The 23,522-nt window shown below is 70.8% G+C and carries 24 protein-coding genes and 1 pseudogene; 14 read left to right on the top strand and 11 right to left on the bottom strand.

Annotation, left to right across the window (positions count from 1 at the left end):
* A pseudogene (locus IG08_RS0150120) lies at window positions 1-103 on the top strand (MarR family transcriptional regulator); the annotation flags it as partial.
* Here IG08_RS0150120 and IG08_RS0150125 read toward each other — a convergent pair.
* Genes IG08_RS0150125 through IG08_RS0150160 form a run of 8 tightly spaced genes read right to left on the bottom strand, consistent with a single transcriptional unit; the run spans window position 100 to window position 7,371 of the window.
* Window positions 100-918: an NAD(P)-dependent oxidoreductase gene (locus tag IG08_RS0150125; RefSeq protein ID WP_030620600.1), complete on the bottom strand. Its 819-nt coding sequence runs from the start codon at window positions 916-918 to the stop codon at window positions 100-102. The pseudogene IG08_RS0150120 and the gene IG08_RS0150125 sit on opposite strands and share 4 nt — an antisense overlap.
* Window positions 918-1,451: a DoxX family protein gene (locus IG08_RS0150130; RefSeq protein WP_030620603.1), complete on the bottom strand. Its 534-nt coding sequence runs from the start codon at window positions 1,449-1,451 to the stop codon at window positions 918-920. Before IG08_RS0150130 ends, IG08_RS0150125 begins: the two co-directional genes overlap by 1 nt.
* Window positions 1,448-2,383 carry an alpha/beta hydrolase gene (locus IG08_RS0150135; protein ID WP_106981167.1) on the bottom strand — a complete coding sequence of 312 codons (936 nt, stop codon included), beginning with the start codon at window positions 2,381-2,383 and terminating at the stop codon, window positions 1,448-1,450. The genes IG08_RS0150130 and IG08_RS0150135 overlap by 4 nt, the downstream gene beginning before the upstream one ends.
* Window positions 2,380-4,023 carry a thiolase C-terminal domain-containing protein gene (locus tag IG08_RS0150140; protein ID WP_030620609.1) on the bottom strand — a complete coding sequence of 548 codons (1,644 nt, stop codon included), beginning with the start codon at window positions 4,021-4,023 and terminating at the stop codon, window positions 2,380-2,382. The genes IG08_RS0150135 and IG08_RS0150140 overlap by 4 nt, the downstream gene beginning before the upstream one ends.
* Before the next feature lie 15 nt (window positions 4,024-4,038).
* Window positions 4,039-5,403 (bottom strand): cytochrome P450, encoded by a 1,365-nt coding sequence (locus tag IG08_RS0150145; protein WP_030620612.1) that lies wholly within the window; start codon window positions 5,401-5,403, stop codon window positions 4,039-4,041.
* A gap of 13 nt (window positions 5,404-5,416) precedes the next feature.
* Complete coding sequence (locus IG08_RS0150150) at window positions 5,417-5,665, bottom strand: ferredoxin (RefSeq protein ID WP_338060195.1); 249 nt, start codon at window positions 5,663-5,665, stop codon at window positions 5,417-5,419.
* Entirely contained in the window at window positions 5,644-6,504 is an 861-nt protein-coding gene (locus IG08_RS0150155) for a mycofactocin-coupled SDR family oxidoreductase (protein ID WP_030620619.1), read from the bottom strand. Before IG08_RS0150155 ends, IG08_RS0150150 begins: the two co-directional genes overlap by 22 nt.
* Before the next feature lie 33 nt (window positions 6,505-6,537).
* Window positions 6,538-7,371: an NAD(P)-dependent oxidoreductase gene (locus IG08_RS0150160; RefSeq protein WP_078656085.1), complete on the bottom strand. Its 834-nt coding sequence runs from the start codon at window positions 7,369-7,371 to the stop codon at window positions 6,538-6,540.
* Window positions 7,372-7,622: 251 nt separating this feature from the next.
* Here IG08_RS0150160 and IG08_RS0150165 point away from each other — a divergent pair, with 251 nt between their 5' ends.
* Window positions 7,623-9,098: an aldehyde dehydrogenase family protein gene (locus IG08_RS0150165; protein ID WP_030620625.1), complete on the top strand. Its 1,476-nt coding sequence runs from the start codon at window positions 7,623-7,625 to the stop codon at window positions 9,096-9,098.
* The gene (locus IG08_RS0150170) at window positions 9,095-10,306 is read left to right on the top strand and encodes a CaiB/BaiF CoA transferase family protein (protein WP_030620628.1); all 1,212 of its coding nucleotides are present in this window, start codon (window positions 9,095-9,097) and stop codon (window positions 10,304-10,306) included. Before IG08_RS0150165 ends, IG08_RS0150170 begins: the two co-directional genes overlap by 4 nt.
* Window positions 10,307-10,336: 30 nt before the next feature.
* On the opposite strand, the gene IG08_RS0150175 is transcribed toward IG08_RS0150170, so the two are convergent.
* The gene (locus IG08_RS0150175; RefSeq protein WP_030620631.1) at window positions 10,337-10,723 is read right to left on the bottom strand and encodes a VOC family protein; all 387 of its coding nucleotides are present in this window, start codon (window positions 10,721-10,723) and stop codon (window positions 10,337-10,339) included.
* A 68-nt stretch (window positions 10,724-10,791) separates the two neighbouring features.
* Between IG08_RS0150175 and IG08_RS0150180 the strand changes: the two genes are divergently transcribed.
* Entirely contained in the window at window positions 10,792-11,628 is an 837-nt protein-coding gene (locus IG08_RS0150180) for a TauD/TfdA dioxygenase family protein (protein WP_030620634.1), read from the top strand.
* Entirely contained in the window at window positions 11,625-12,383 is a 759-nt protein-coding gene (locus IG08_RS0150185) for an SDR family NAD(P)-dependent oxidoreductase (RefSeq protein ID WP_030620637.1), read from the top strand. Before IG08_RS0150180 ends, IG08_RS0150185 begins: the two co-directional genes overlap by 4 nt.
* Before the next feature lie 71 nt (window positions 12,384-12,454).
* Here IG08_RS0150185 and IG08_RS0150190 read toward each other — a convergent pair whose 3' ends face one another.
* Window positions 12,455-13,174, bottom strand: coding sequence for an enoyl-CoA hydratase/isomerase family protein (locus IG08_RS0150190; RefSeq protein ID WP_199821126.1), 720 nt, complete (start codon window positions 13,172-13,174; stop codon window positions 12,455-12,457).
* 96 nt (window positions 13,175-13,270) lie between these two features.
* Between IG08_RS0150190 and IG08_RS0150195 the strand changes: the two genes are divergently transcribed.
* The 4 genes from IG08_RS0150195 to IG08_RS0150210 are packed head-to-tail and all read left to right on the top strand — an operon-like array spanning window position 13,271 to window position 17,785.
* Entirely contained in the window at window positions 13,271-14,833 is a 1,563-nt protein-coding gene (locus IG08_RS0150195) for an AMP-binding protein (protein ID WP_030620647.1), read from the top strand.
* Window positions 14,834-14,871: 38 nt separating this feature from the next.
* Window positions 14,872-16,050, top strand: coding sequence for an amidohydrolase family protein (locus IG08_RS0150200; protein ID WP_030620650.1), 1,179 nt, complete (start codon window positions 14,872-14,874; stop codon window positions 16,048-16,050).
* Window positions 16,047-17,480: a FadD3 family acyl-CoA ligase gene (locus IG08_RS0150205; RefSeq protein ID WP_030620653.1), complete on the top strand. Its 1,434-nt coding sequence runs from the start codon at window positions 16,047-16,049 to the stop codon at window positions 17,478-17,480. The genes IG08_RS0150200 and IG08_RS0150205 overlap by 4 nt, the downstream gene beginning before the upstream one ends.
* Before the next feature lie 38 nt (window positions 17,481-17,518).
* On the top strand, window positions 17,519-17,785 hold the full coding sequence (locus IG08_RS0150210) for a hypothetical protein (protein WP_030620656.1): 267 nt from the start codon (window positions 17,519-17,521) through the stop codon (window positions 17,783-17,785).
* Here IG08_RS0150210 and IG08_RS0150215 read toward each other — a convergent pair.
* On the bottom strand, window positions 17,751-18,659 hold the full coding sequence (locus IG08_RS0150215) for an HTD2 family dehydratase (RefSeq protein ID WP_106981168.1): 909 nt from the start codon (window positions 18,657-18,659) through the stop codon (window positions 17,751-17,753). The genes IG08_RS0150210 and IG08_RS0150215 overlap by 35 nt on opposite strands.
* A gap of 162 nt (window positions 18,660-18,821) precedes the next feature.
* Here IG08_RS0150215 and IG08_RS0150220 point away from each other — a divergent pair, with 162 nt between their 5' ends.
* The 5 genes from IG08_RS0150220 to IG08_RS0150240 all read left to right on the top strand — a co-directional run.
* The gene (locus IG08_RS0150220; protein ID WP_030620663.1) at window positions 18,822-20,015 is read left to right on the top strand and encodes a CaiB/BaiF CoA transferase family protein; all 1,194 of its coding nucleotides are present in this window, start codon (window positions 18,822-18,824) and stop codon (window positions 20,013-20,015) included.
* A gap of 47 nt (window positions 20,016-20,062) precedes the next feature.
* A complete protein-coding gene (locus IG08_RS0150225) occupies window positions 20,063-21,229 on the top strand; it encodes an acyl-CoA dehydrogenase family protein (protein ID WP_030620666.1) in 1,167 nt (388 codons plus the stop codon).
* Window positions 21,230-21,271: 42 nt separating this feature from the next.
* Window positions 21,272-22,018: a GntR family transcriptional regulator gene (locus IG08_RS0150230; protein ID WP_030620669.1), complete on the top strand. Its 747-nt coding sequence runs from the start codon at window positions 21,272-21,274 to the stop codon at window positions 22,016-22,018.
* Window positions 22,019-22,048: 30 nt separating this feature from the next.
* Window positions 22,049-22,834 carry an electron transfer flavoprotein subunit beta/FixA family protein gene (locus IG08_RS0150235; protein WP_030620672.1) on the top strand — a complete coding sequence of 262 codons (786 nt, stop codon included), beginning with the start codon at window positions 22,049-22,051 and terminating at the stop codon, window positions 22,832-22,834.
* Window positions 22,835-22,850: 16 nt separating this feature from the next.
* Window positions 22,851-23,522 (top strand): electron transfer flavoprotein subunit alpha/FixB family protein (locus tag IG08_RS0150240; protein ID WP_030620676.1); only part of this gene is annotated, 672 nt, incomplete at its 3' end.

A 23,522-nucleotide genomic window follows, 5' to 3' on the forward strand; every position in this document is an offset into this window, starting at 1 on the left:
CACCAACGAGACCGCCCTGCGCGAAGCCCTCGACGCCGCCTCGCAGAACCCCGAACTCGCCCCGCTCGTACGAGCCGTGGAGACCCTCCGCACACCCGCCTAGCCCGGCCTGTTCATGAGGGCGAGCGCCTCGTCGGCGGCCGAGGTGACGACGCCTGTCTTGGCACCCGCCGTGGTGGCGACGTCCGTCAGCAGCCGGACGTCCTTGCGGAGCAGCGGTCCCGCGTGGTCGGCGAGGCGGTCGAGGGTGCCGCCGGCCGCGTTGATGCGGTTCAGGGCGAAGCTCGTGCCGCTGCCGTGGGTGATGACGCGGGCGAGGGCGGCGGGGTCGATGTCGAGGTCCCGGCCGAGGGCGAGGGTACCGGCCGCGGTGGCGAGGTTCGCCGTGAACAGCACGTTGTTGAGGAGCTTGGCGACCTGTCCGCTGCCGAGCGGGCCCATGTGGACGACGGGGTCGCCGTAGGTCGAGAACACCGGGCGGCAGAAGGCGACCGTGCCGGGCTCGCCCCCGGCCATGACCACCAGGCGCCCTTCGGCGGCCGCCGGGCCTCCCCCGCTGACCGGCGCGTCGATCAGCGCGACCCCGTGGGTCCGGGCGCGGTCGGCGAGGCGGCGGCAGGTGTCGGGGTGGACGGTGCTGTGCACGGCGATCACACCACCCTTGCGCAGTCCGGCCAGGACGCCGGACTCGCCGGTGATGACTTCCTCGACGTCGGCGTCGTCGACCACGCAGACGCAGACGAGGTCGCTGACGGAGGCCAGGTCCGCGGGGGACGCGGCCCGCTTGGCCGGGGTGTCCTCGAAGGGCATGAGGGTGGCGGGGCGGCGGGCCCACAGGGTCGTCTCGTAGCCCGCGTCGATGATCCGGCGGGCCATGGGGGCGCCCTGGCTGCCCAGGCCGATGAAGCCGACGCGCATCAGTGGGCCTCCTGCTCGACGGGTTCGGTGAGATCGGGTGCGGGTTCCGGGCGCCAGAAGGTGGCGAGCAGGCCCGCCGTCGACACCACGGCCACTCCCAGCGCGAGGCCACCGCCGGCCCAGCCGGTCACCGCGATCCCGCCGGCCTCGTCCACCGACACGTCCCCAGGGCCCAGCACCGACAGCGCCAGCGCCACGACCGCGAGCGTGAGGACGTACTCGTAGCCCTCCTTGAAGACGAAGAACCCGTTGGGCCGGTGGGCGAGGAGGCCGGCGACCAGCATCACCGAGATGACGGCAGCGCAGGCCAGCGGGGTGAACAGACCGACCAGCAGCAGGACGCCGGCGCCCACTTCGGTGATCACACTCAGCCACGCCTGCAGAGTGCCGTGGCGCAGACCGAGGCCGGTGAACCAGCGGGCGGTGCCCGCTATACGGCCGCCGCCGCGCCAGTGGTTGAAGCCGTGCGCGATCATGACGGTGCCCAGAACCAGGCGCACCAGCAGTACCGCGACCGTGTCCGCGTCGTTCATCCTGCTCTCCCCTGCCGTGTCCGGCTGCTCACGTTCTCCCTGGCCACCGCACACTCCTCGGCGAAGGAGAGCACCTTCAGGTGGTAGGCGCGGGCAGAGTGTCCCACGCTCAAGTTGTGGCCGCTGTCCGCCTGTTCACTCACCGAGACTCGGGGCGCGGCGGTGAACAGGGAGGCGATGTCGGCCAGGGCATCTGGACCGGAGCTCCACACCTCCTCGTGGTCGCCCAGGGTGTAGCTCACCGGGATGCGCACCCGTGCGGCCAGCTCCGGGAACTCGTGCACCCAGTCGCGCGCCTCGGACTCGTAGGCGGGCGAGGCGGCCCCGATGCTCGACCCGCCGAAGATCTCCGGCGGATACAGCTCGCCCCGCCCCCACAGCGCGTCCCGCAGCCGGGCGCGCGCCCGGGGCGAGCGCCGCAGGTCCGGTCCGTCGAGCTCCAGAAGGCTCGCGGAGCGGGGGTGGTGACGCAGTCCGGTGCCGGCGAACTCCAGGCCGAGCAGCTCGCGTCCGCGTTCGTCGGCGGCCATCCGCATCCCCAGTTCGCTGCCCGCGGAGTGAGCTATCAGGAACACGCCCGCGCCTCGGGGGCGGGAGGCGAGAAACCCGTCGAGCGCCGCGTAGGCGAGATCCAACCGCCGGGCGGGATCGGTGAGTTGGTGCGCGTGTCCGTGAGAGACGCCGTATCCCGGGCGGTCGAGGGCGAGGACGGTGAAGCCGAGCGCGGCACCGAGCCTCAGCAGGGACAGACCCGGTCGGCCCGGGCAGTCGAAGTACGTCGAGTCGGTCGCGCCGCCGTGCAGGGCGAGGACGACGGCACGGGGCTGCGGTACCCAACTCGCCAGTGCGGACAGGGTGATGCCGTCGACGGTGGCGGAGACCGGCCGGGGCGCGGGGCCGAGGACGTCGACGGCGAGGTGACTCTGGTTCACGTGTCCGTCCTGAGCAGAAGGACCCCGCTGGGCGTGAGGCCGCCGGAGCTGACCACGGCGACCCGGGCACCGGGCACCTGCCGCGCTCCCCCGTCCCCGCGCAGCTGGACGATCGCCTCGTGGACCAGACCCATGCCGTGGGTGCGTCCGTGGGAGAGCTGACCGCCATGGGTGTTCAGGGGCAGTACGCCGTCTCTGGCGATGTTCTTTCCTCCGTCCAGGAAGTCCTTCGCCTCGCCGATGCCGCAGAAGCCCAACGCCTCGATCCAGGAAAGGCAGTTGAAGGTGAAGCCGTCGTAGAGCTGGGCCACGTCGACGTCGGCGGGGCGCAGCGAGGTGCGGGACCACAGGTGGGCGGACTGACCGAGGACCTGGGGCTCGTGGGTGAGGGTGCTCTGGTCCCATTCGAGGCGCTCGGTGATCTGGGTGCCCACCGCCTCGACAAGGACGGGCGGCCTGGCCAGGTCGCGGGCGGTGTCGACGGCCGACACGATCACGGCGACGGCTCCGTCGCAGGGGACGTCACAGTCGTAGAGCCCGAAGGGGGTGGTGATGGGCCGCGCTTCGAGGTAGTCGTCCATCGTCATCGGGTCGCGGTAGATCGCCGTCGGGTGGAGGGCGGCGTTGGCCCGCTGGTTGAGGGCGATCCAGCCGAGGGTCTCCCGGGTGGTGCCGTAGCGGTGGAAGTGGCGTTGGGCGTTCTGGGCGAGGGTGTGCGCGGCGGAGATCGCGCCGAAGGGCTTGAGCCAGCCGGCGTCCGGGCTGCTCGGTGGCTGGAGCCTGCCGCGCTTGACCAGTTCGCCGTACGACGCCTCCCACAGCGTCCGGAAGCAGAGCACATGGCGGGCAAGGCCGCCCGCGACGGCCAGCATCGCGGCGATGAGCGAGCCGCCGGGGCCGAAGGTCTCGCTGCCGCCGTTGTACCAGGTGGGGCGGATGCCGAGCGCGGACTCCAGTGCGGTGATGCCGCCTTCGCCGAAGCCGCCGTACGCCCCGGCCCCCGGGTAGGTGGCCAGGCCGTCGATGTCGTCCAGGGCCAGGCCGGCGTCGGCGATCGCGCGTTCGCAGGCCTGGAGGGTGAGGGAGAGCGGGGGGACCATCAGGCGGCGGCCGAGTTCCGAGCTGCCGATGCCGGTGATGGCGGCCTTGTCCTCGAACTTCTCCCGGGTGACCATCGGGCGGATCCGGACCTCGGGCTCGTCCTCTGGGAGTCGGGCCGGTTCGCCCTGCTCGGCCGTGGGGCGGAACAGCGGCAGCCATACGTCCTCGACCTGCTCGAAGACGACCTCCATCCGCATGCCGAGAGCGAGTTGGGCGGGGTCGCACTCGACGGCGTTGGTGGTGAGCCGGACCCGGGGGTCCTCTTCGAGGGCGACCTGGGCGACGACGTACGGCGCCGGGAGGCCCGGCAGGCCGAAGCGGTGATTGACGGTGAAGCCGATGAGTGTGGCGTGGCCGGAGACCTCGCGGACGCCCAAGTCGTGTCCGCGGCAGTACCGGCACACGGGCTGGGGCGGGTGGATCAGGGCCGCGCACGACGTGCACTCCTGTATCCGCAGCCTGCCGTCCGCCCCCGAGGTCCAGAAGAACTCGTTCTGGTCGGTGAGCAGGGGCAGGGGGCGTCCCGGGGATCCGGTCACGTGGGTTCCTCCCTTTCAGCGCGCGATCTGCGCCCGGGCCGTCCGGACCGTGACCGGCTCGGCGAGGCGCTGTTCGTCGCAGGCCTTCTGGAGGATCTCCAGGGTCTCGTCGAGCGAGGGGCCGAGCCGCTTGCCGGGGGTGAAGGTCGCCGGGAGGTGGCGCATGCCCTGGATGACACCGATGGTCTCGTAGTGCACGGTGCCGTCGGGGTCGCAGCGGTAGTCGGGCATACGGTCCAGTACGGCGGTCACCATCCGCTTGAACACCGTACGCGCGACGTTCGAGCCGATGCAGCGGTGGATGCCGAGGCCGAAGCTGCTGTGCCGGTTGCCCCTGCGTTCGAGGTCGACCCGGTCGGGCTCGGCGAAGACGGACGGGTCCCGGTTGGCCATCGCCCAGGACAGCCAGAGGCGTTCGCCCTCCTCGAACCGCTGGCCGGCGATCTCGCAGTCGGCGGAGATCGTACGTCCGTCTCCCGGGGCCGGCGCGAAGAAGCGCAGGAACTCCTCGGTCGCGGAGTCCAGCAGCGACTCCCGCTCGCTGCTGAGCCGGTCCCGCTCCCCGGGGTTCTGGCCCAGCCACTCCAGCGCGTGCGCGGTGAGTGCCGTCGTGGTGTCGAAGCCGCCGCCGATGAGCAGGGCCAGCACCCCGAGCAACTCCAGGTCGGGCGGGGTCTTTCCGTTGATCTCGGCGTTCACGAGGGCGTCGATCAGGCCCGGCCTGGGCTTCTCCCTGATCTCCTGGACCGCCGTGTAGAGGGCCAGGCCCATGTTCCGGCCCAGCTCGGTGACGCGCGCCATGTCGGGCGAGTTCGGCGGGGTGTAGACCGAGGCGTGGGCGGGCTCGTTGTAGACGGTCCAGTCCTTGAGGGGAATGCCCATCATCGCCAGTGTGAGGACGGCCGGGACGATGTTGGCGAGGTCGTCGACGAAGTCGATCCGCCCCTCCTCGATCTTCTCGTCGAGACAGGCGCGCACCACCTCGTCGACGAGGGGTATCCAGCGGCTGACGGCCGCCGGGGAGAGATAGGGGTTGAGGGTCTGGCGGTAGTGGCGCTGTTCCGGCGGGTCCATCTCCAGGAAGCCGCCCTGGACCTCCGCGGCGCGGGGCGGCGAGGGGATGGTGATGCCCTTGTAGCCGCGCCTTTCTCCGTTGACGTCATGGTCGTTGGAGAGGAACTCGGCGGACCGGGCCAGTTCGAAGACCTCGCGGTTGCCGCTGGCGACCCAGTGGCCGTCATAGGTGTCCGTCCAGGCGATGGGGCACTTGGCGTGCAGTTCGTGGGTGATCTCCTCGAACTGGTGGCGGTACTCCGGTGTGTGCCGGTCGAAGTGGACACGGTTCTTCTTGCGGTCGTCCTCGCTGGCGGCCTCGCTCATGGGACCTCCCCCTTCAGAAGATCTCGATGGCCCGTTCCGGGCAGGAGTGCGCGGCTTCCCGCACGTCCTCCTCCTGGTCGGCCGGTACGTCCTCGCTGACGGCCGAGGAGTGGCCGTCGATATCGTCCAGCTGGAACGCCTTCGGAGCGGTCATCCAGCAGAGTGTGTGGCCCTGGCAGCGCTCCGGATCGACGCGGACCTTCACGGCTTGCCTCCCTTTTCGGGTCGGATTCCTGCGGTTCAGCGGCGCCAGTCGTACCACTTGAGATAGCCGCCGGCGTCCACGCGCAACTGGGTGCCGGTGATGTAGCGGGCCTCGTCGGAGGCCAGGAACAGCACGGCGTTGCTGATGTCCCGCGGCTCGACATACGGGATGGGCATGGCCTGCTGGACGGCGAAGCCGGGCTCGGCGTCCTGGCGGGTCGGGTTTTCGAGGTCGGGCCGGAACGACTTGTACATCGGCTCGCTCTGCAGCATCCGCGTGTCGACGTTGGTGGGGTGGACGACGTTGGCGCGCTGATTCAACGGTGCCAGATTGCGGGCGAGTTCGTGAACGTACTCCGACAATGCGCGCTTGGCGAAGGCGTATCCGGCGCCGCCCGGGTTGGCTCCCGGGCTCTGCACCATGCCGTGGTCCATGAGGGCGGCGGTCGAGCCGGTCGCGATGACGGAAGCACCCTCGCGCAGGTGCGGGAGGGAGATCTGGATGGCGTTGATGGTGCCGATCAGGTCGACGTCGATGGCGTCGCACCAGGCCTGCAGCTTCGGCTCGCCGTGCAGGGGGGCGATGCCGGCCTGTGCGACCACGATGTCCAGGCCGCCGAGTTCGGCGAGGCCCGTGTCGAGGGCGCCGCGCAACTGCGGGAGATCGCGCACATCGGCCTGGAGCGCCACGATACGGCGGCCCTGCTCCTCCACGAGGTGGGCCGTCTCCTTCAGGTCCTCCGGGGTGGCCATCGGATAGCCGACCGTCTCGAAGTCGCGGCACACGTCGACCGCGATGATGTCGGCGCCCTCCTCGGCCAGCCGTACGGCGTGGCTGCGCCCCTGGCCGCGTGCCGCGCCGGTGATGAACGCGACCTTGCCCTCAACTCGTCCCATCGGGGTGTCCCTTCGTGTCTCCGGTCCTGCTGTTCAACCCGCCACCGTCCTGCCGTTCAGCCCGGTCGCCGCGGGCCCCACTGCGTCGAGCGCGGTGGACAGGGCGCCGAGATCCGCGCCGAGTTCGTCCGCCACCGCCCGGACGACGTCGAGGTCCTTGCCGAGGAACTCCCCTGTCGTACGGGCGAATTCGGCCACCGATCCGCGGCGCACGACGCCGGACAGCGCGCGGCTCGCGGCGCTGCCGTGGGTGAGAGCGTCCAGAAGCACGGTCTCGTCGACACCCAACCGCCGCCCCAGGCGGGACGCGTGGGACAACAGCCCGATCTGGGCCGCGAACACCGTGTTGTTGACCAGCTTCACCCGCTGCCCGGTGCCCAACGGGCCGACGTGCAGCACCGGATCGCCGTAGCTGCGCAGCACGGGCCGCACACGGGCGACGGTGTCGTCGGCGCCGCCCACGAAGAGGGTCACCCGCCCCTCGGCCACGTCGGGCGGGCCACCGCTGACGGGTGCGTCGAGCACGTCGATCCCGCGTACCGCCGAACGTGCCGCGACGGCCTCCACGGTGTGCGGGCTGCCGGTGGTGTGCACAACGAGGACGGCTCCGCCCGGCATGGCGTCCAACAGACCGCTGTCGAGGCAGACTTCGCGCACCTGCGCGTCCGTGTACACGCACACCAGCACGATGTCGGCGCCTCGACCGGCGTCCGCCACGTCGGCAACGACGTGGGCCGCCTCCCGCGCGAGCGCCCCGCGGGCCTCGGCCGACCGGCCCAGCACCCGCACCTCGTGGCCCGCCTCGGTGAGCCGACGCACCATCGGCCTGCCCATCCGCCCGGCCCCCACGACCCCGATGCGCGTCACGGGATCCTGGTCCAGCTGGTAGCACCGTCCCGGATCACAAGAATCTCCCTTCCGAATGTGAGAACCATACTTTCAAGTCAGGCTCGCCCGGAAGGCCCGTGTGGCGACTTTGTGTCAGCGCGCGACAGCACCCCGGGATACCGGAACCGAGTAGTGACGCCCAGAGCGCCGAAGGGTAGGGTTCTCTGCTAGCGAGCTCATAGATCTCTGTTTTTGAGAACGCCATTTTCGCCAGCCGGGAAGGGGACGGGATGCCACTCCCGAACAGGGCGCCGACCACAGCGGACTCCACACGGCGCCTGCTCATCGACGGACAACTCGTCGGCGCCGACGGGACGTTCACCACGCTCGACCCCGCCACCGGCGACGTCCTGGGCCGGGCTCCCGACGCCACGGCCGCCCAGGCGGAAGCCGCGGTGGCGGCGGCCCGGCGCGCCTTCGACACCACGAGCTGGCCCACGGACAAGGAGTTCCGCGTCCGCTGCCTCGACCAGCTCCACCGGGCCCTCACCGAACACCTGGAGGAGCTGCGGGAGTTGACGATCGCCGAGGTCGGCGCGCCCCGCATGCTGACCCACAGCCAGCAGCTCGACGAGCCCGTGGACCTGGTCCGCTACTACGCCGACCTGCTCCGCACCCACCCCCTGACCGAGGACCTCGGCGAGGTCGAGTACCAGGGGCAACGTCATCACCGCTGGGTGGAGAAGGAGGCGGGCGGGGTCCTGGCCGCGATCGTGCCGTACAACTACCCCACCCAGCTCGCCCTCGCCAAGCTGGCCCCGGCGCTCGCCGCCGGCTGCACGGTCGTCCTCAAGGGCGCCCCGGACACCCCGCTGATCACGCTGGCGCTCGGCGAGCTGATCGCGGAGCACACCGACATCCCTCCGGGCGTGGTCAACGTACTGACCTCGTCCGACGCGGCGATCGGCGAGCTGCTCACCACGCACGCGGACGTCGACATGGTCAGCTTCACCGGCTCCACCGCCACCGGCCGCCGCATCATGGCCGCCGCGAGCGGCACGGTGAAGAAGGTCTTCCTCGAACTCGGCGGCAAGTCCGCCCTGATCGTCCTCGACGACGCCGACTTCGCCGCCGCCTCGATGTACGCGGCCTACATGATCTGCCTGCACGCGGGCCAGAGTTGTGCGATCACCTCCCGGATGCTGGTGCCGCGCGCCCACCACGACGCGATCGTCGAGCAGGTGGCGACCGCGCTCGACCGCGTGCGGTACGGCGATCCCGCGCATCCCAGGACGTACATGGGCCCGCTGATCAGCGAGCGGCAGCGGGACAAGGTCGACGGCATGGTCCGGCGGGCCGTCGCGGCGGGCGCGACGCTGGTGACCGGCGGCAAGCGGGTGGACCCCGGCTTCTTCTACACGCCCACCCTGCTCGCCGGGGTCGATCCGGCGAGCGAGCTGGCGCAGGAGGAGGTCTTCGGGCCGGTGCTCGCGGTGATTCCGTACGACGACGAGGACGACGCGGTCCGGATCGCCAACGACTCGGTCTACGGCCTCTCCGGTGCGGTCCACAGCGGCGACCGGAACCGGGCTCTGGCCCTGGCGCGGCGGATCCGCACGGGCACGTTCAGCGTCAACGGCGGCAACTACTTCTTCGCCGACACCCCCTTCGGGGGCTACAAGCAGTCGGGCATCGGCAGGGAAAAGGGCGTCGACGGTCTGGAGGAGTTCATGGAGCGCAAGACCTTCGGCGAGGTGGTCGCATGAGCACGGGACCACTCGCCGGGATACGGGTTCTCGAAGTCGCGATGTACGGCTTCGTGCCGTCCGCCGGTGCCGTGCTCGCCGACTGGGGCGCGGACGTCGTCAAGGTCGAGCACGCCGTGAACGGCGATCCGCAGCGCGGCCTTCGCCAGACCGGCACGTTCAAGGTCGAGGGCGATCCGAACCCCAACGTCGAGCACGCGAACCGCGGCAAGCGCAGCATCGGCCTCGACATGGCGCGGCCCGAGGGCCGAGAGGTGCTGTACGACCTGGTCCGGCGCTCGGACGTGTTCCTGACCAGCTTTCTGCCCTCGACGCGGCGGAAGTTCGGCATCGACGTGGACGACATCCGTGAGGTGAACCCGCGGATCGTCTACGCCCGGGGCAGCGCGCTGGGCCCACGCGGCCGGGAGGCGGACAAGGGCGGCTACGACATGACCGCCTTCTGGGCCCGGGCCGGCACGGCGGCGAGCCTGACGCCGCCCGGCACGGAGGGGATGATCCCTCCCCCGGGGCCCGCCTACGGGGACACCATCTCCGGGACGAACCTCGCCGGGGGCATCGCGGCGGCGCTGCTCAAGCGTGAGCGCACCGGCGAGGCGTCGGTCGTGGACGTCTCGCTGCTCGGCAGCGGCGTATGGTCCCTGGGCCACGGCATCGCTCTCTCGGTGCACCTCGACAAGCCCATGGTCGCCCCGCCGTTGGGGGCCCACGGCTCCCCCACCAACCCGCTGTCCGGGCTGTACCGCACGGGCGACGGCCGCTATCTGGCCTTCGTCATGATGCAGCCCGGCAAGTTCTGGGCCGACGTGTGCCGGCACATCGACCGGCCCGAGCTGGCCGACGACCCGCGCTTCGCCTCCGCGTCCGACCTCATCGCGAACACGGAGGAGGCCGTCAAGATCCTGCGTGAGGTGATCGCCGGGCGCACACTCGCCCAGTGGACCGAGCGGTTCGCCACGCTGGCCGGTCCGTGGGCCCCCGTACAGGACTCCCTGCAGGTGGGCGCGGACGCCCAGGTCCGGGCGAACGAGTACCTGGTCCGGGCCGGAGAACTCGAACTGGCCGCGAATCCGGTGCAGTTCGACGTCGCCGCCCCGCAGCTCGGGCCGGCTCCGGAGTTCGCCGCGCAGACCGAGGAGGTGCTGCTGGAGCTGGGGCTGGACTGGGAGCGGATTCTGGAGCTCAAGGCGGCGGGAGCGGTGACCTAGGCGCGGGGCGGCGGGGCGGCCACGTGGAACTCACTCCTCGCGGGAGAGGCAGAACTCGTTGCCCTCGGGGTCGGCCAGGACGAGGCGGTCGGCATGCCGGGCCCGAACGGTGGCACCGAGGCCGGTGAGCCGCTGGGTCTCCGCCGCCACGTCCGCCGCGCGCAGATCCGGGTGAACGCGGTTCTTCACGCTCTTGGCCTCGGGCACGAGCTGGAACCACAGACGGGGTCCGCCGTCCGCCGGCTCGACCAGCACGGTCGGGTCGTCCTCGATGCGGGTGATCCCCAGGGCACGCAGCCGGGCGAGTTCCGCGTCGTCGTACGGGGCGACGGCGTACCCCTCCAGGGCCGCGGCCCAGAAGCGGGCGGTGGCGGCGGGGCGGGCACAGTCGAACACGATGTCGTGAAGTCGCGCCATCCGACCATCTTGAGCGCCTACGGCGCACGGAGAGAACGAATTCGAGAGAAGGGCAGGGGACTCAAGCGATGGCAGTCACGGTCACAGAACTCACCCCGACGACCGGTGTCGAGGTCACCGGCCTCTCCGGCGGCCGGCTGGTCGACAAGGCGGTCGCCGAAGAATGCCTGGCCGCCCTGGAGCGGCGCGGGGTCGTGATCTACCGCGAGGCCGACGTCGACGACGACGATCTGGTCGCGTTCAGCCGGCTCCTCGGGCAGGTCGTCCCGCTGCCGATGGGCGGTCATCCGACCCACCCGGAGATCCAGCGCATCACCCGCGACCCGTCGAAGAGCCCGCTGGCCGCCTACCGCGAGGGCACCTTCCACTGGCACATCGACGGAACGACGGACCAAGTCCCCAACAAGGCAACGCTGCTGACGGCACGCCAGATCTCGGACGACGGTGGCGGCGACACCGAGTTCGCCAACACCTTCGCCGCCTACGAGGCGCTCTCGGACACCGAGAAGCTGGAACTGGACGGCCTGCGCGTCGTGCACAGCTTCGCCGCCTCGCAGCTCCTCGTGACCCCCGAGCCGTCGCCGAAGGAGCGGGCGGCCTGGGACCGCAACCCGGCGCGCGAGCACCCGCTCGTCTGGACGCGCGGCAGCGGCCGCCGGTCCCTCCTGGTGGGCGCGACGGCGGGCGAGATCGTCGACAGGCCGCCCGAGGAGGGCCGGGCGCTCCTCGACCGTCTCCTCGCCTGGGCGACCCAGCCACGGTTCACGCTCCGCCACCAGTGGCGCCGGGGCGACCTCGTCATCTGGGACAACACCGGCATGCTGCACCGGGCCCTGCCGTACGGCGCTGCCTCCTCCCGGCTGATGCACCGCACCTCGCTGCAGGGCGAGGAGGCGGTCGCATGAGCGAGCGACGTACGGCGATCGTCACGGGCGGCGGGTCGGGCATCGGGCGCTCCATCGCGCTGCGGCTCGCCGAGGACGGCTTCGCCACCGCCGTACTCGATCTGAACGAGGACTCGGCCGGGCAAGTGGCCGAAGAGGCACGGCAGAAGGGGCACGAGGCGGTCGCCTTCGGGGGCGTCGACGTGTCCGACCGCGCGCAGGTGAACGCGGCCGTGCAGCGGGTCCGGGACACCCTCGGCGGTCCGGTGCTCGTGCTCGTCAACAACGCCGGCGTGACCGGGTTCGACCCCTTCCTGAAGATCGCCGACGAGACGTGGGACCGGATCATGGCCGTGAACCTCAACGGCCCGTTCTACTGCTGCCAGGCGGTCGTGCCCGACATGAAGGAAGCCGGATGGGGCCGGATCGTGAACATCTCGTCGTCGAGCGCGCACTCGGGACAGCCGTACATGACGCACTACGTCGCGTCGAAGGCGGGTCTCGTCGGCCTCACCAAGTCCCTGGCGCTCGAACTCGGCCCGGCGGGCGTCACCGTGAACACCATTCCGCCCGGCTTCGTCGACACCCCGATGCTGCGCGCCTCGGAGGAACGCGGGCTTCTCGGCGGCTCGGTGGACCATCACGCGGAGCTCACTCCGGTACGACGACCCGGGCGGCCCGAGGACATCGCGGCCGCGTGTGCGTTCCTGGTCTCCGAGGAGGCGGGCTACATCACCGGGCAGGTGCTCGGCGTCAACGGGGGCCGCAACACGTGAGCCCGGAGCCGCGCGGCCGTCTCGGACTGCCGCGCGGCTCACTTCCTGCGGGTGAACGACTGCCGCATGGCTCACTTCCTGCGGGTCAACACCCGCTCCGCCGCCGCCCAGTGCGCGTCCGCCGCCCACAGCCGGGCGAAGGCGCGCACCGCGTCGTCCGCCGAAGTGCCCGCCGCGACCACGCGTTTGACCTCACCGGCCGGGACGGTGGCGAGGGAGCGGGCCAGGGCACGCCAGCCCTCGTCGAAGGCGGCGCGCGGCAACACACGGTCGATCAGGCCGAGTTGCCGGGCCTCGGCGGCATCCAGGACGGCTCCCGAGCCGGCCAGCATCAGCGCCCTGCCCCGGCCGACCAGCGCCGCGAGCCGCTCGGCGCCGCCCCAGGCGGGCATGATCGCCAGGGTGGTCTGGTTGAAGCCGATCCGGATGTCGTCCGCGGCCACGCGGATGTCGGCGGCGACGGCCACCTCGGCCCCGCCGCCCAGGGCGTGGCCGTTGAGCGCGGCGATCACGGGGCCGGGGAAGCCGGCGATCCGGTCGCAGATGCCGCGCATCCGCCACGCCATGGCCGCCGCCTCGTCCTCGGTGCGGATCGCGGCGAGTTCCTTCAGGTCGCCGCCGGAGACGAACGCCCGGTCACCGGCGCCCCGGACGACGAGGGCCCGTGCACCCGCGGCCGCGTCGAGCGCCTTCTCCAACTCGTCCATCGTGGCGAGCGAGATGGCGTTGCGGGCGTGGGGACGGTCGATCGTGATCACGGCCAGGCCCTGGTCCAGTTCAAGGTCGATCACGTCATTACCCCCGAGAGATATTGGCATTCTCCTTATACGAGAATAGCGTATGCGCCGCCTCGAAGAGCCGCCCGCTGTACTGGAGGTAGCACGCCCATGCGAAAGATCCCCGCAGAGCTCGTCAAACGCTATGAGGCAGAGGGCTGGTGGACCCGGGACACACTCGGCGACCTGCTGGCGCGCGGCCTGGCGGCGGCACCGGACACGGAGTTCCGTGTGCACTCGGCCGTCCGTCCCTGGTCCGGGACCTTCCGGGACGTCGAGCGGACCGCGCGCCGACTGGCCGGCGGACTGCGCGCACGGGGCGTCGGCCCCGGCGACACGGTCGCCTTCCAGCTGCCCAACTGGATGGAGGCCGCCGCGGTCTTCTGGGCCTCGGCGCTCCTCGGGGCGGCCGTGGTGCCGATCGTCCACTTCTACGGCCGCAAGGAGGTCGGGTACATCCTCGGCGCCGTCCAGCCGCAGGTCTTCGTCACCGCAGAGCGGTTCGGGCGGCTGGAGTTCCACCCCGACGTGTGCGCCGACGTCCCCGTCGTGGGCGTGGTCGGCCGCACCACGCGGCACCAGGGGCATGTCGAGCACTTCGACGACCTGCTCGGCGAGAACCTCCTGCCCGGCACTCTCCCGGCCGACCCGGCGGGCCCCGCCCTGATCGCCTTCACCTCGGGCACCACCCGCGACCCCAAGGGCGTCGTCCACAGCCATCAGACCCTCGGCCACGAGACACGCCAACTCGCGGCGAGCTACCCGCCCGACCGGGGCAAACAGCTCACGGCGGCCCCCGTGGGCCACTTCATCGGCATGGTGAACGCGTTCCTGATTCCGGTCCTCGACGGCACCCCGGTCCACCTCACCGACGTGTGGGACCCGGGCCGGGCCCTCGACCTGATGACCGGTCACGAGCTGCACATAGGCGGCGGCGCGCCGTACTACGTCACGAGCCTCCTCGACCATCCCGGCTTCACCCCCGGGCATCTGCGGTACATGAAGTACGCGGGCCTGGGCGGAGCGTCGGTCCCGGCGGCCGTGACGACGCGGCTGGCGGGTCTCGGCATCCAGGTGTTCCGCGCCTACGGGAGCACCGAGCACCCCTCGATCACGTCGTCCCGGTACGACGCGCCCGAGCCCAAACGGCTGTTCACGGACGGGCACACGCTGACGGGTGTGGAGATCCGGCTGGACGAGGACGGCGAGATCCTCAGCCGGGGTCCGGACCTGTGCCTCGGCTACACCGACCCGGCCCTGACGGCGAGCGCCTTCGACGAGGAGGGGTGGTACCGCACGGGCGACATCGGGGTGCTCGACGAGGACGGCTACCTCACCATCACGGACCGCAAGGCCGACATCATCATCCGCGGCGGCGAGAACATCAGCGCGGCCGAGGTCGAGGAGGTGCTGCTGACCCTGCCCGGGGTCGCGGAGGCCGCGGTGGTGGCCGCCCCCGACGCCCGGCTCGGCGAGCACGCGGCGGCGTTCGTCCGCATGCGAGCGGGACAGCCTCTCCCCTCCCTCGACGAACTGCGCGCCCACTTCGAACGAGCCGGTCTGGCCCGGCAGAAGTGGCCGGAGGAGCTGCACGGGGTCGAGGACTTCCCTCGGACGGCGAGCGGCAAGGTCCAGAAGTTCCGGCTGCGACAGGACATTGCCGTACGCGAATGAAGAGAATACGATTCTCTCAAATCGCAAAGGAGGGTCTCATGTCGACGCGTGCGCTTCCGTATCCGCTCTTCGACGCGGACAACCACCTGTACGAGACCGAGGAGGCGCTGACCAGGCACCTCCCCAAGGAGTACGCGGGCGCCATCGAGTACGTGCAGGTCCGTGGCCGTACGAAGATCGCGATCCTCGGCCAGATCAGCGAGTACATCCCCAACCCCACCTTCGAGGTGGTCGCCCGCCCCGGCGCGATGGAGGAGTACTTCCGCGTGGGCAACCCCGACGGCAAGTCGCGCCGGGAGATCTTCGGCGAGGCGATGCGCTCGATCCCCGCCTTCCGTGAACCGGGGCCGCGTCTGGAGCTGTTGGACGAGCTGGGGGTCCAGCGGACCCTGATGTTCCCGACACTCGCGAGCCTCATCGAGGAGCGGATGCGGCACCACCCGGAGCTCATCCACGCGGTGATCCACTCGCTCAACGAGTGGCTGTACGAGACCTGGTCCTTCAACTACAAGGAGCGCATCTTCACCACCCCGGTGATCACGCTCCCGATCGTCGAGAAGGCCATTGCCGAGCTCAACTGGGCGGTGGAACGCGGCGCGAAGGCGATTCTCGTACGGCCCGCGCCCGTGCCCGGGTACGGCGGCTCGCGCTCCTTCGCGCTGGAGGAGTTCGACCCGTTCTGGAAGCGCGTGGTGGAGACCGGCGTGCTGGTCGCGATGCACTCCTCCGACAGCGGGTACTCCAAGTACGCCAACGACTGGGAGGGCAACTCCGCCGAGATGCTGCCGTTCAAGTCGAACGCCTTCCGCCAGGTGAACGAGTGGCGGCCGATCCAGGACGCGGTGGCGGCCTGGGTGTGCCACGGCGCGCTGTTCCGCTTCCCGGAGCTGAAGATCGCCCTGATCGAGAACGGCTCGTCCTGGGTGGCACCGCTGCTCGACCAACTCGCCGACGTCCACAAGAAGATGCCGGAGCAGTTCCTCGGCGACCCGGTGCAGGCGGTCAAGAACAGCATTCACGTCAGCCCGTTCTACGAGGAGAACCTGAACGATCTGGTGGACCTCATCGGCGTGGACCGGGTGTTGTTCGGCTCGGACTATCCGCACCCGGAGGGCCTGGCCCAGCCGACCTCGTACGTCAACGCCATCCAGGGCCTGAGCGAGACCGACCAGGCCAAGATCATGGGCGGGAACCTGTCCAGGCTGATCCCGGCATGACCTGGGAGTCCATCCCGCAGATGGTGCTGAGCGCGGCCGACCGCTTCGGTGACGCCGAGGCAGTCGTCGACGGCCCGCTCCGCCTCGCCTTCACCGAACTCGCCGACCGGGTACGGGTGGCCGCGGGGGCGTTCGCGGAACTGGGGGTGGAGAAGGGCGACCGGGTCGCGATCTGGGCGCCCAACTCGGCCGAGTGGATCGTCGCGGCGTTCGGACTGCTGACCGCCGGCGGTGTGCTGGTCCCGGTCAACACGCGCTACAAGGCGGACGAGGCGCACGACATCGTGGTGCGCAGTGGCGCAAAGGCCCTGCTCGTCCAACAGGGCTTTCTGGGCGTGGAGTTCACCGGTCCGCCAGGCGTGCCGGTGATCGACCTCAAGTCGGACTTCCTGGCGAGCGGCGCACCCTTCGAGCGCACGGTGAGCGGGACCGACGTCTCCGACATCATCTTCACCTCGGGGACGACCGGTCGGCCCAAGGGCGTCCTGATGAGCCACGCCCAGAACCTCCGGCTGTTCACGGAGTGGTGCGACCTGGCGGATCTGCGGGAGGGCGACCGCTATCTGATCGTCAACCCCTTCTTCCACATGTTCGGCTGGAAGGCCGGCTGCATCGCCTCGCTGATCCGGGGCGCCACCATCCTGCCCGTGCCGGTCCTGGACATGGACCGTGTCCTCGACCTGGTGGAGCGCGAGGAGGTGACGATGCTCCCCGGCCCGCCCACGCTGTACCACTCCCTGCTGGAGGCACAGGCGAAGGGCGGACGGGACCTGTCCTCGCTCCGGGCGGCCGTGACGGGTTCCGCGGACATCCCCGTGGAGCTGATCCGCCGTATCAGCAGGGAACTGCCCTTCCGGTCGATCATGACCGGCTACGGCCTGACCGAGGCGGGCACCGTCACCGCGTCCCGCGCCGGCGACTCCTTCGAGGACGTCGCCACGACCGTCGGCACTCCGTGCGACGGCATCGAGATCGGCATCGCCGACGACGGCGAGGTCCTGGTGCGCGGCTACAGCGTCATGCTCGGCTACCTCGACGACCCCGGCGCGACGGCCGAGGCGATCGACAAGGACGGCTGGCTGCACACCGGTGACCTCGGGGCGCTCGACGACCGAGGGCACCTCAGGATCGTGGGCCGCAAGAAGGACATGTTCATCGTCGGCGGGTTCAACGCCTACCCGGCCGAGATCGAGGGTTTCCTGCTGGAGCATCCGGCGGTGGCCCTGGCCGCGGTGATCGGCGTTCCGGACGAGCGGCTGGGGCAGGTGGGGAAGGCGTTCGTGGTGCGGCGCGGTCCTGTGTCCGAGGAGGGGCTGATCGCCTGGAGCCGGGAGCGGATGGCCGGATTCAAGGTGCCGCGGACCGTCGAGTTCCGGGAGGAGTTGCCGCTGACCGCGACGGGCAAGGTGTTGAAGGACCAGCTGTGCTGAGGCGCGGAGCGTTTCCCGCAGGAGAACGGAGATCGATCGTGACGACGAACCAGGCCACCGCCCCGGCGGCGGAGTTGTCCCTCGCTCGGATAGAGCGTCTCGACGAGGAGATCATCGCGTTGCTGGCACGCCGCCGCGCGATGGCGCGGGAACTCCCCGCCCCGGCCCGGGCCCGCGCCGTCGACCCCGGCTTCGTGGAGGCCGTACGGGAGATCACGGACCGCTACCGCCAGGAGCTCGGCGGGGCCGGTGAGCTGGTCGCCCGTGCGGTCATGGTGCTGTGCCATCCGGGACGTGAGAACTGACGGCGTAGTCGATGTCCGCGGTCGCGTGGGCCTCGTCGCGGCAGCTCGCGATCCGCAGCCGCGCCGAGCCCTCGTCCTCCGAGGTGCCGCAGGCCAGGAGCGGCTCACCGCAGAAGACCGGCTTGCGCAGCCGGTACGTCAGAGAGCGCACCTCTCGCCCCTGACCGCGTAGCAGTTCCAGCATCGCCAGCACCAGCAGGGGGCCGTGCACGACGAGTCCCGGGTAGCCCTCGACGCCGGTCGTGTACGGGCTGTCGTAGTGGATGCGGTGCGCGTTGGCGGTCAGTGCGCTGAAGCGGAACAGCAGGGCGGGATCGGTGCGCCACTCCTGCTGCCAGGGGGAGGTGTCGTCGTGCGGCCGGGTCCCGGTGTCCGGGGTCGGGGCCGCCGGGACGGGAGCGCCGCCGCCGCTCCGGTACACCAGGTCCTGCTCCTCGGTCAGGCACAGCCGCCCGTCCTGGCGGTACTCGCTGCGCACGGTGACGAAGAGCAGGTCACCGCTCCGGCCGCGCTTGGGCCGTACGTCGGACACGTGGCTGTACTGCTCCGCCGGCCGCCCCAGGATCAGCGGCGCGGCGACCTCCAGGCGTCCGCCCGCGAACATCCTCCGTCGCTGCGGCAGCGGGGGCAGGAAGTGGGCGTCGCGGGGGTGCCCGTCGGGGCCGAGTGCGGTGTGCCGGGGCCAGGAGAGGAAGTGCAGCCAGTGCCACAGCGGCGGCAGCGGGTCGCCTCCCCCGGCGGCCGGTTCCGGCAGGTCGAGTACGGCGGAGAGGGCCGCCGTCGGGCCGGGGGCGAGGGCATCGGTCGTGCGGACGCCGTCCGGGCGCCAGGTGCGGGCGGTCTCCTCGAGGACACCGAAGTCGGAGCTGGGCAACGGAACTCCCGGGGGCCGCATGGTTGCGTACAAAGCTGCGTACAAATCAGCGGCATTGTGCGAAGGATCACTCGGGGACGTCAAGAAGGTGTGCAAGACCACAGGTGACAGCCCCGTCGACGCCGTTGACAGCGTCTCGCATTTGGCCGTACAAAAGGCCGCATGAGCCTGCCTCAGCTTCCTCTCTCCGGGATCACGGTGGTCAGCCTGGAACAGGCCGTGGCCGCGCCCTACGCCACCCGGCAGCTCGCCGACCTCGGGGCCAGGGTGATCAAGGTGGAGCGGCCGGGTGACGGCGACTTCGCACGCCGCTACGACACGACCGTGCACGGGCACTCCAGTTATTTCGTGTGGCTCAACCGGTCCAAGGAGTCCCTCACGCTGGACCTCAAGGATCCGCGGGGCCGCGAGATCCTGGACCAACTCCTGGACGGCGCCGACGTGTTCGTACAGAACCTCGCGCCGGGCGCCGCCGATCGGCTGGGGCTCGGCGTCTCCGTGCTGGCCGAACGCAGGCCGCGGCTGATTCCGTGCACGATCTCCGGCTACGGCACGTCCGGGCCGTGGGCCGACCGCAAGGCGTACGACCTGCTGGTGCAGTGCCAGACGGGCCTGGTGTCCCTGACCGGGACCGCCGACGAGACGGCCCGGGTCGGGATCTCCGTCGCCGACATCGCGGCCGGGATGTACGCCTACAGCGGCATCCTCACGGCCCTGTACACACGCGCCACCACCGGGACGGCACATCCGGTGGAGGTCTCCCTCTTCGAGGCACTGGCCGAGTGGATGAGCCAGCCTGCCAATTACACCCGCTACGGCGGCAGTCAGCCCCCGCGCCTGGGCACGCAGCACGCCACCATCGCGCCGTACGGCGCCTTCACGGCCGCCGACGGCAAGGACGTTCTCTTCTCCATCCAGAACGAACGCGAGTGGGCCGCCCTGTGCGCCGACTTCCTCGGCCGGCCCGGACTGGCAGCCGACCCGCGCTTCGCCACCGGTTCCGACCGCGTCGCCCACCGCGAGGAACTGAACGCCGTCGTCGCCGAGCGCATCGCGCGCTCCGACGCCGCGGAGGTCCTCAAGGACCTGGCGGACATCGGGATCGCGTGCGCCGGGGTCAATGATGTCGCCGCGTTCCTGGACCACCCGGTGCTGGCGGCCCGCGGCCGCTGGCATGACGTGGCCGTGCCCGGCGGCGCCACGGTGCAGGCGCTGCTTCCGCCGGCCGATCTCGCGGGGCTGTCCGCGCGCATGGATCCGGTACCGGCGGTGGGCGAGCACACGGAGGCGATCCTCGCGGAACTCGGCCGTAGCCAGGACGACATCGCGGCACTGCGGGCCGACACGGTCGTCTGACGGCTCGCCACGGAAATCTACGGCCATCTACGGAGGAGACACGAGCGATGAGCGTCCTGGACATCCTCTCCGACGACGAACGTCTCGTCGTGCGGACCGTGCGCGAGTTCGTCGACAAGGACGTGCGGCCGGTGGTGCGGAAGCTGGAGCACGCCAACACCTACCCCGAAGACCTCATCGAGCGGATGAAGGAACTCGGCGTCTTCGGCCTGGCGATCCCCGAGGAGTACGGCGGCAACCCCGTTTCCACGCCCTGCTTCGTGCTGGTCACCGAGGAACTCGCGCGCGGCTGGATGAGCCTGGCCGGGGCGATGGGCGGGCACACGGTCGTGTCCAGACTGCTGCTGCTCTTCGGCACGGAGGACCAGAAACGGCGCTATCTCCCGAAGCTGGCTACCGGGGAGATCCGGGCGACGATGGCGCTCACCGAGCCCGGCGGCGGCAGCGATCTGCAGGCGATCAGTACGGTCGCGCGCCGTGACGGCGACGCGTACGTCCTCGACGGGGCGAAGACCTGGATCACCAACTCCCGTCGCTCCGGGCTGATCGCGGTGCTGTGCAAGACCGATCCGGCCGCCGAGCCGCGCCACCGGGGCATCTCCGTCCTGCTCGCCGAGCACGGGCCGGGTCTGGTCGTCTCCCGTGACCTGCCCAAGCTCGGCTACAAGGGCGTGGAGAGCTGCGAGTTGTCCTTCGAGGGGTACCGGGCGCCCGTCGGGGCCCTGTTGGGCGGCGAGGAAGGGCACGGCTTCGCCCAGATGATGAAGGGGCTGGAGACCGGGCGCCTCCAAGTCGCCGCCCGGGCCCTGGGAGTGGGCCGGGCCGCGCTGGAGGACTCGCTGCGCTACGCCCAGGAGCGCGAGACCTTCGGCAAGCCGATCTGGCGCCACCAGGCGATCGGCGCCTACCTGGCCGACATGGCGACCAAGCTCACCGCGGCCCGACAACTCGCGTTGTACGCGGCCCGGGAGGCCGATGCCGGGCGCCGGGTCGACATGGAGGCCGGCATGGCGAAGCTGTTCGCGTCCGAGACGGCGATGGAGATCGCGCTCAACGCCGTACGGATCCACGGCGGTTACGGCTACTCCACCGAGTTCGACGTCGAGCGGCACTTCCGGGACGCCCCGCTGATGATCGTCGGCGAGGGAACGAACGAGATCCAGCGCAACGTGATCGCGGCGCAGTTGGTGGCACGGGGTGGGCTGGATGGTTGAGACGGTTCGGGTGGTTGAGCATGGTTGATCAGGTGGTTGAGCATGGTTGAGCAGACGCAGCGTGAGAGCACGTACCTGCGGCTCGCCCGTGAGCTGCGGTCGGCGATCCTGCGGCACGACTATCCGGAGGGCGTACGGCTGCCCACGGAGGCCGAGTTGGCCGATCTGCACGGGATCAGCCGGCAGACCGTGCGGCGGGCCTTCCAGGATCTGGTCGCCGAGGGTCTCGTCCGCCGGGTGCCGGGGCGAGGGACCTTCGCGACGCCCCGCGAGGAGCAGTACCTGCGCCAGTTCGGTTCCGTGGACGACCTGATGGGGTTGTCCCTAGACACCCGCATGGACGTCGTCACCCCGCTGCACCGGCGGGTCGACGTCGACGCGGCGGGCCGGCTCGGCCTGCACACCGACCGGGTGCACACCCTGGCCTTCCTACGGCTGCACGAGGACACGGCGTTCTGCCACACCTCCGTCTTCCTGCCTCCCGACGTCGGCCGGTTGCTGGAGTCGGTGCCGGAGCTGACGGTGCCGGGGACGGCCGGCGCCTCCACGGTCATCGGGCTCCTCGACGGACGGCTGCCCGAGCCCATCGCCGAGGCCGAGCAGAGCATCACGGTGGCCGAGGCCACGCGCGAGATCGCCGGGCATCTGCGCTGCGAACCCGGGCGGTCCCTGCTCCGCATCGACCGGGTCTACCTCTCGGCTGCCGGACAGCTCGTGGAGCTGGCCGTCAGTCACTTCCTTCCCGAGCACTACTCGTACCGCGTGCGGCTGCGGCGCAGCGGTCGCTGACAGAAGTTACTGAAAGAACAGGAGAAAGCCTTGAGCTTGAGGATCGTTGTCACTGTGAAGTACGTGCCCGACGCCACTGGCGACCGGCACTTCGCCGATGACCTGACCATCGACCGGGACGACGTGGACGGTCTGCTCTCCGAGCTGGACGAGTACGCGGTCGAGCAGGCCCTGCAGATCGCCGACGAGGCGGACGACGCCGAGATCACCGTTCTCACCGTGGGTCCCGAGGACGCCAAGGACGCGCTGCGCAAGGCGCTCTCGATGGGCGCGGACAAGGCGATCCACGTCGAGGACGACGACCTGCACGGCACGGACGCCATCGGTACCTCGCTGGTGCTGGCGAAGGCGATCGAGAAGGCCGGCTACGACCTGGTGATCTCCGGTATGGCGTCGACGGACGGGACCATGGGTGTGGTGCCCGCACTCCTGGCGGAGCGCCTGGGTGTGCCGCAGGTGACGCTGCTGTCGGAGGTGTCGGTCGAGGACGGGGTCGTGACGGGCCGCCGGGACGGCGATGCCGCCTCGGAGCAGCTGGAGGCCTCGCTGCCGGCCGTCGTGTCGGTCACCGACCAGTCGGGCGAGGCGCGTTACCCGTCCTTCAAGGGCATCATGGCCGCGAAGAAGAAGCCGGTTCAGTCCTGGGACCTGTCCGACCTCGACATCGAGGCGGAAGAGGTCGGCCTGGAAGGCGCCCACACAGCCGTGGATTCCGCGGCCGAGCGTCCGGCCCGTACCGCCGGCACGATCGTCAAGGACGAGGGCGAGGGCGGCAAGCAGCTCGCCGAGTTCCTCGCAAGCCAGAAGTTCATCTGAGAGAGGTCACGGAATCATGGCTGAAGTTCTCGTCTACGTCGATCACGCGGACGGCGCCGTCCGCAAGCCCACCCTGGAGCTGCTGACGCTCGCCCGTCGTATCGGGTCGCCTGTTGCCGTGGCGCTGGGTGCCGGCGCCGCCGACACCGCCGGGGCGCTCGCCGAGCACGGCGCGACCCGCGTCCTGACCCATGAGGCCGCCGAGTACGCCGACTACCTGGTCGTCCCCAAGGTCGACGCGCTGCAGGCCGCCTACGAGGCCGTGTCCCCGGCCGCGGTGCTGGTCCCCTCCTCCGCGGAGGGCAAGGAGATCGCCGCCCGCCTCGCGCTGCGCATCGGCTCCGGCATCATCACCGACGCCACCGACCTGGAGGCCGGCGACGGGGGCCCGGTGGCCACCCAGTCGGTGTTCGCCGCCTCCTTCACCACCAAGACCCGTGTCTCCAAGGGCACCCCGGTCATCACCGTCAAGCCCAACTCGGCTGCTGTCGAGGCCGCCCCGGCCGCCGGCGCGGTCGAGGCCCTCGCCGTCACCTTCTCCGAGAAGGCGACCGGCACCAAGGTCACCGCGCGCACCCCGCGCGAGTCCACCGGGCGTCCGGAGCTGACCGAGGCCGCGATCGTGGTCTCCGGCGGCCGCGGCGTCAACGGCGCCGACAACTTCGCGATCATCGAGGCCCTCGCCGAC

Origin of the sequence: Streptomyces fulvoviolaceus (assembly GCF_000718165.1) — a bacterium.
In the GTDB taxonomy this organism is placed as follows: domain Bacteria; phylum Actinomycetota; class Actinomycetes; order Streptomycetales; family Streptomycetaceae; genus Streptomyces; species Streptomyces fulvoviolaceus.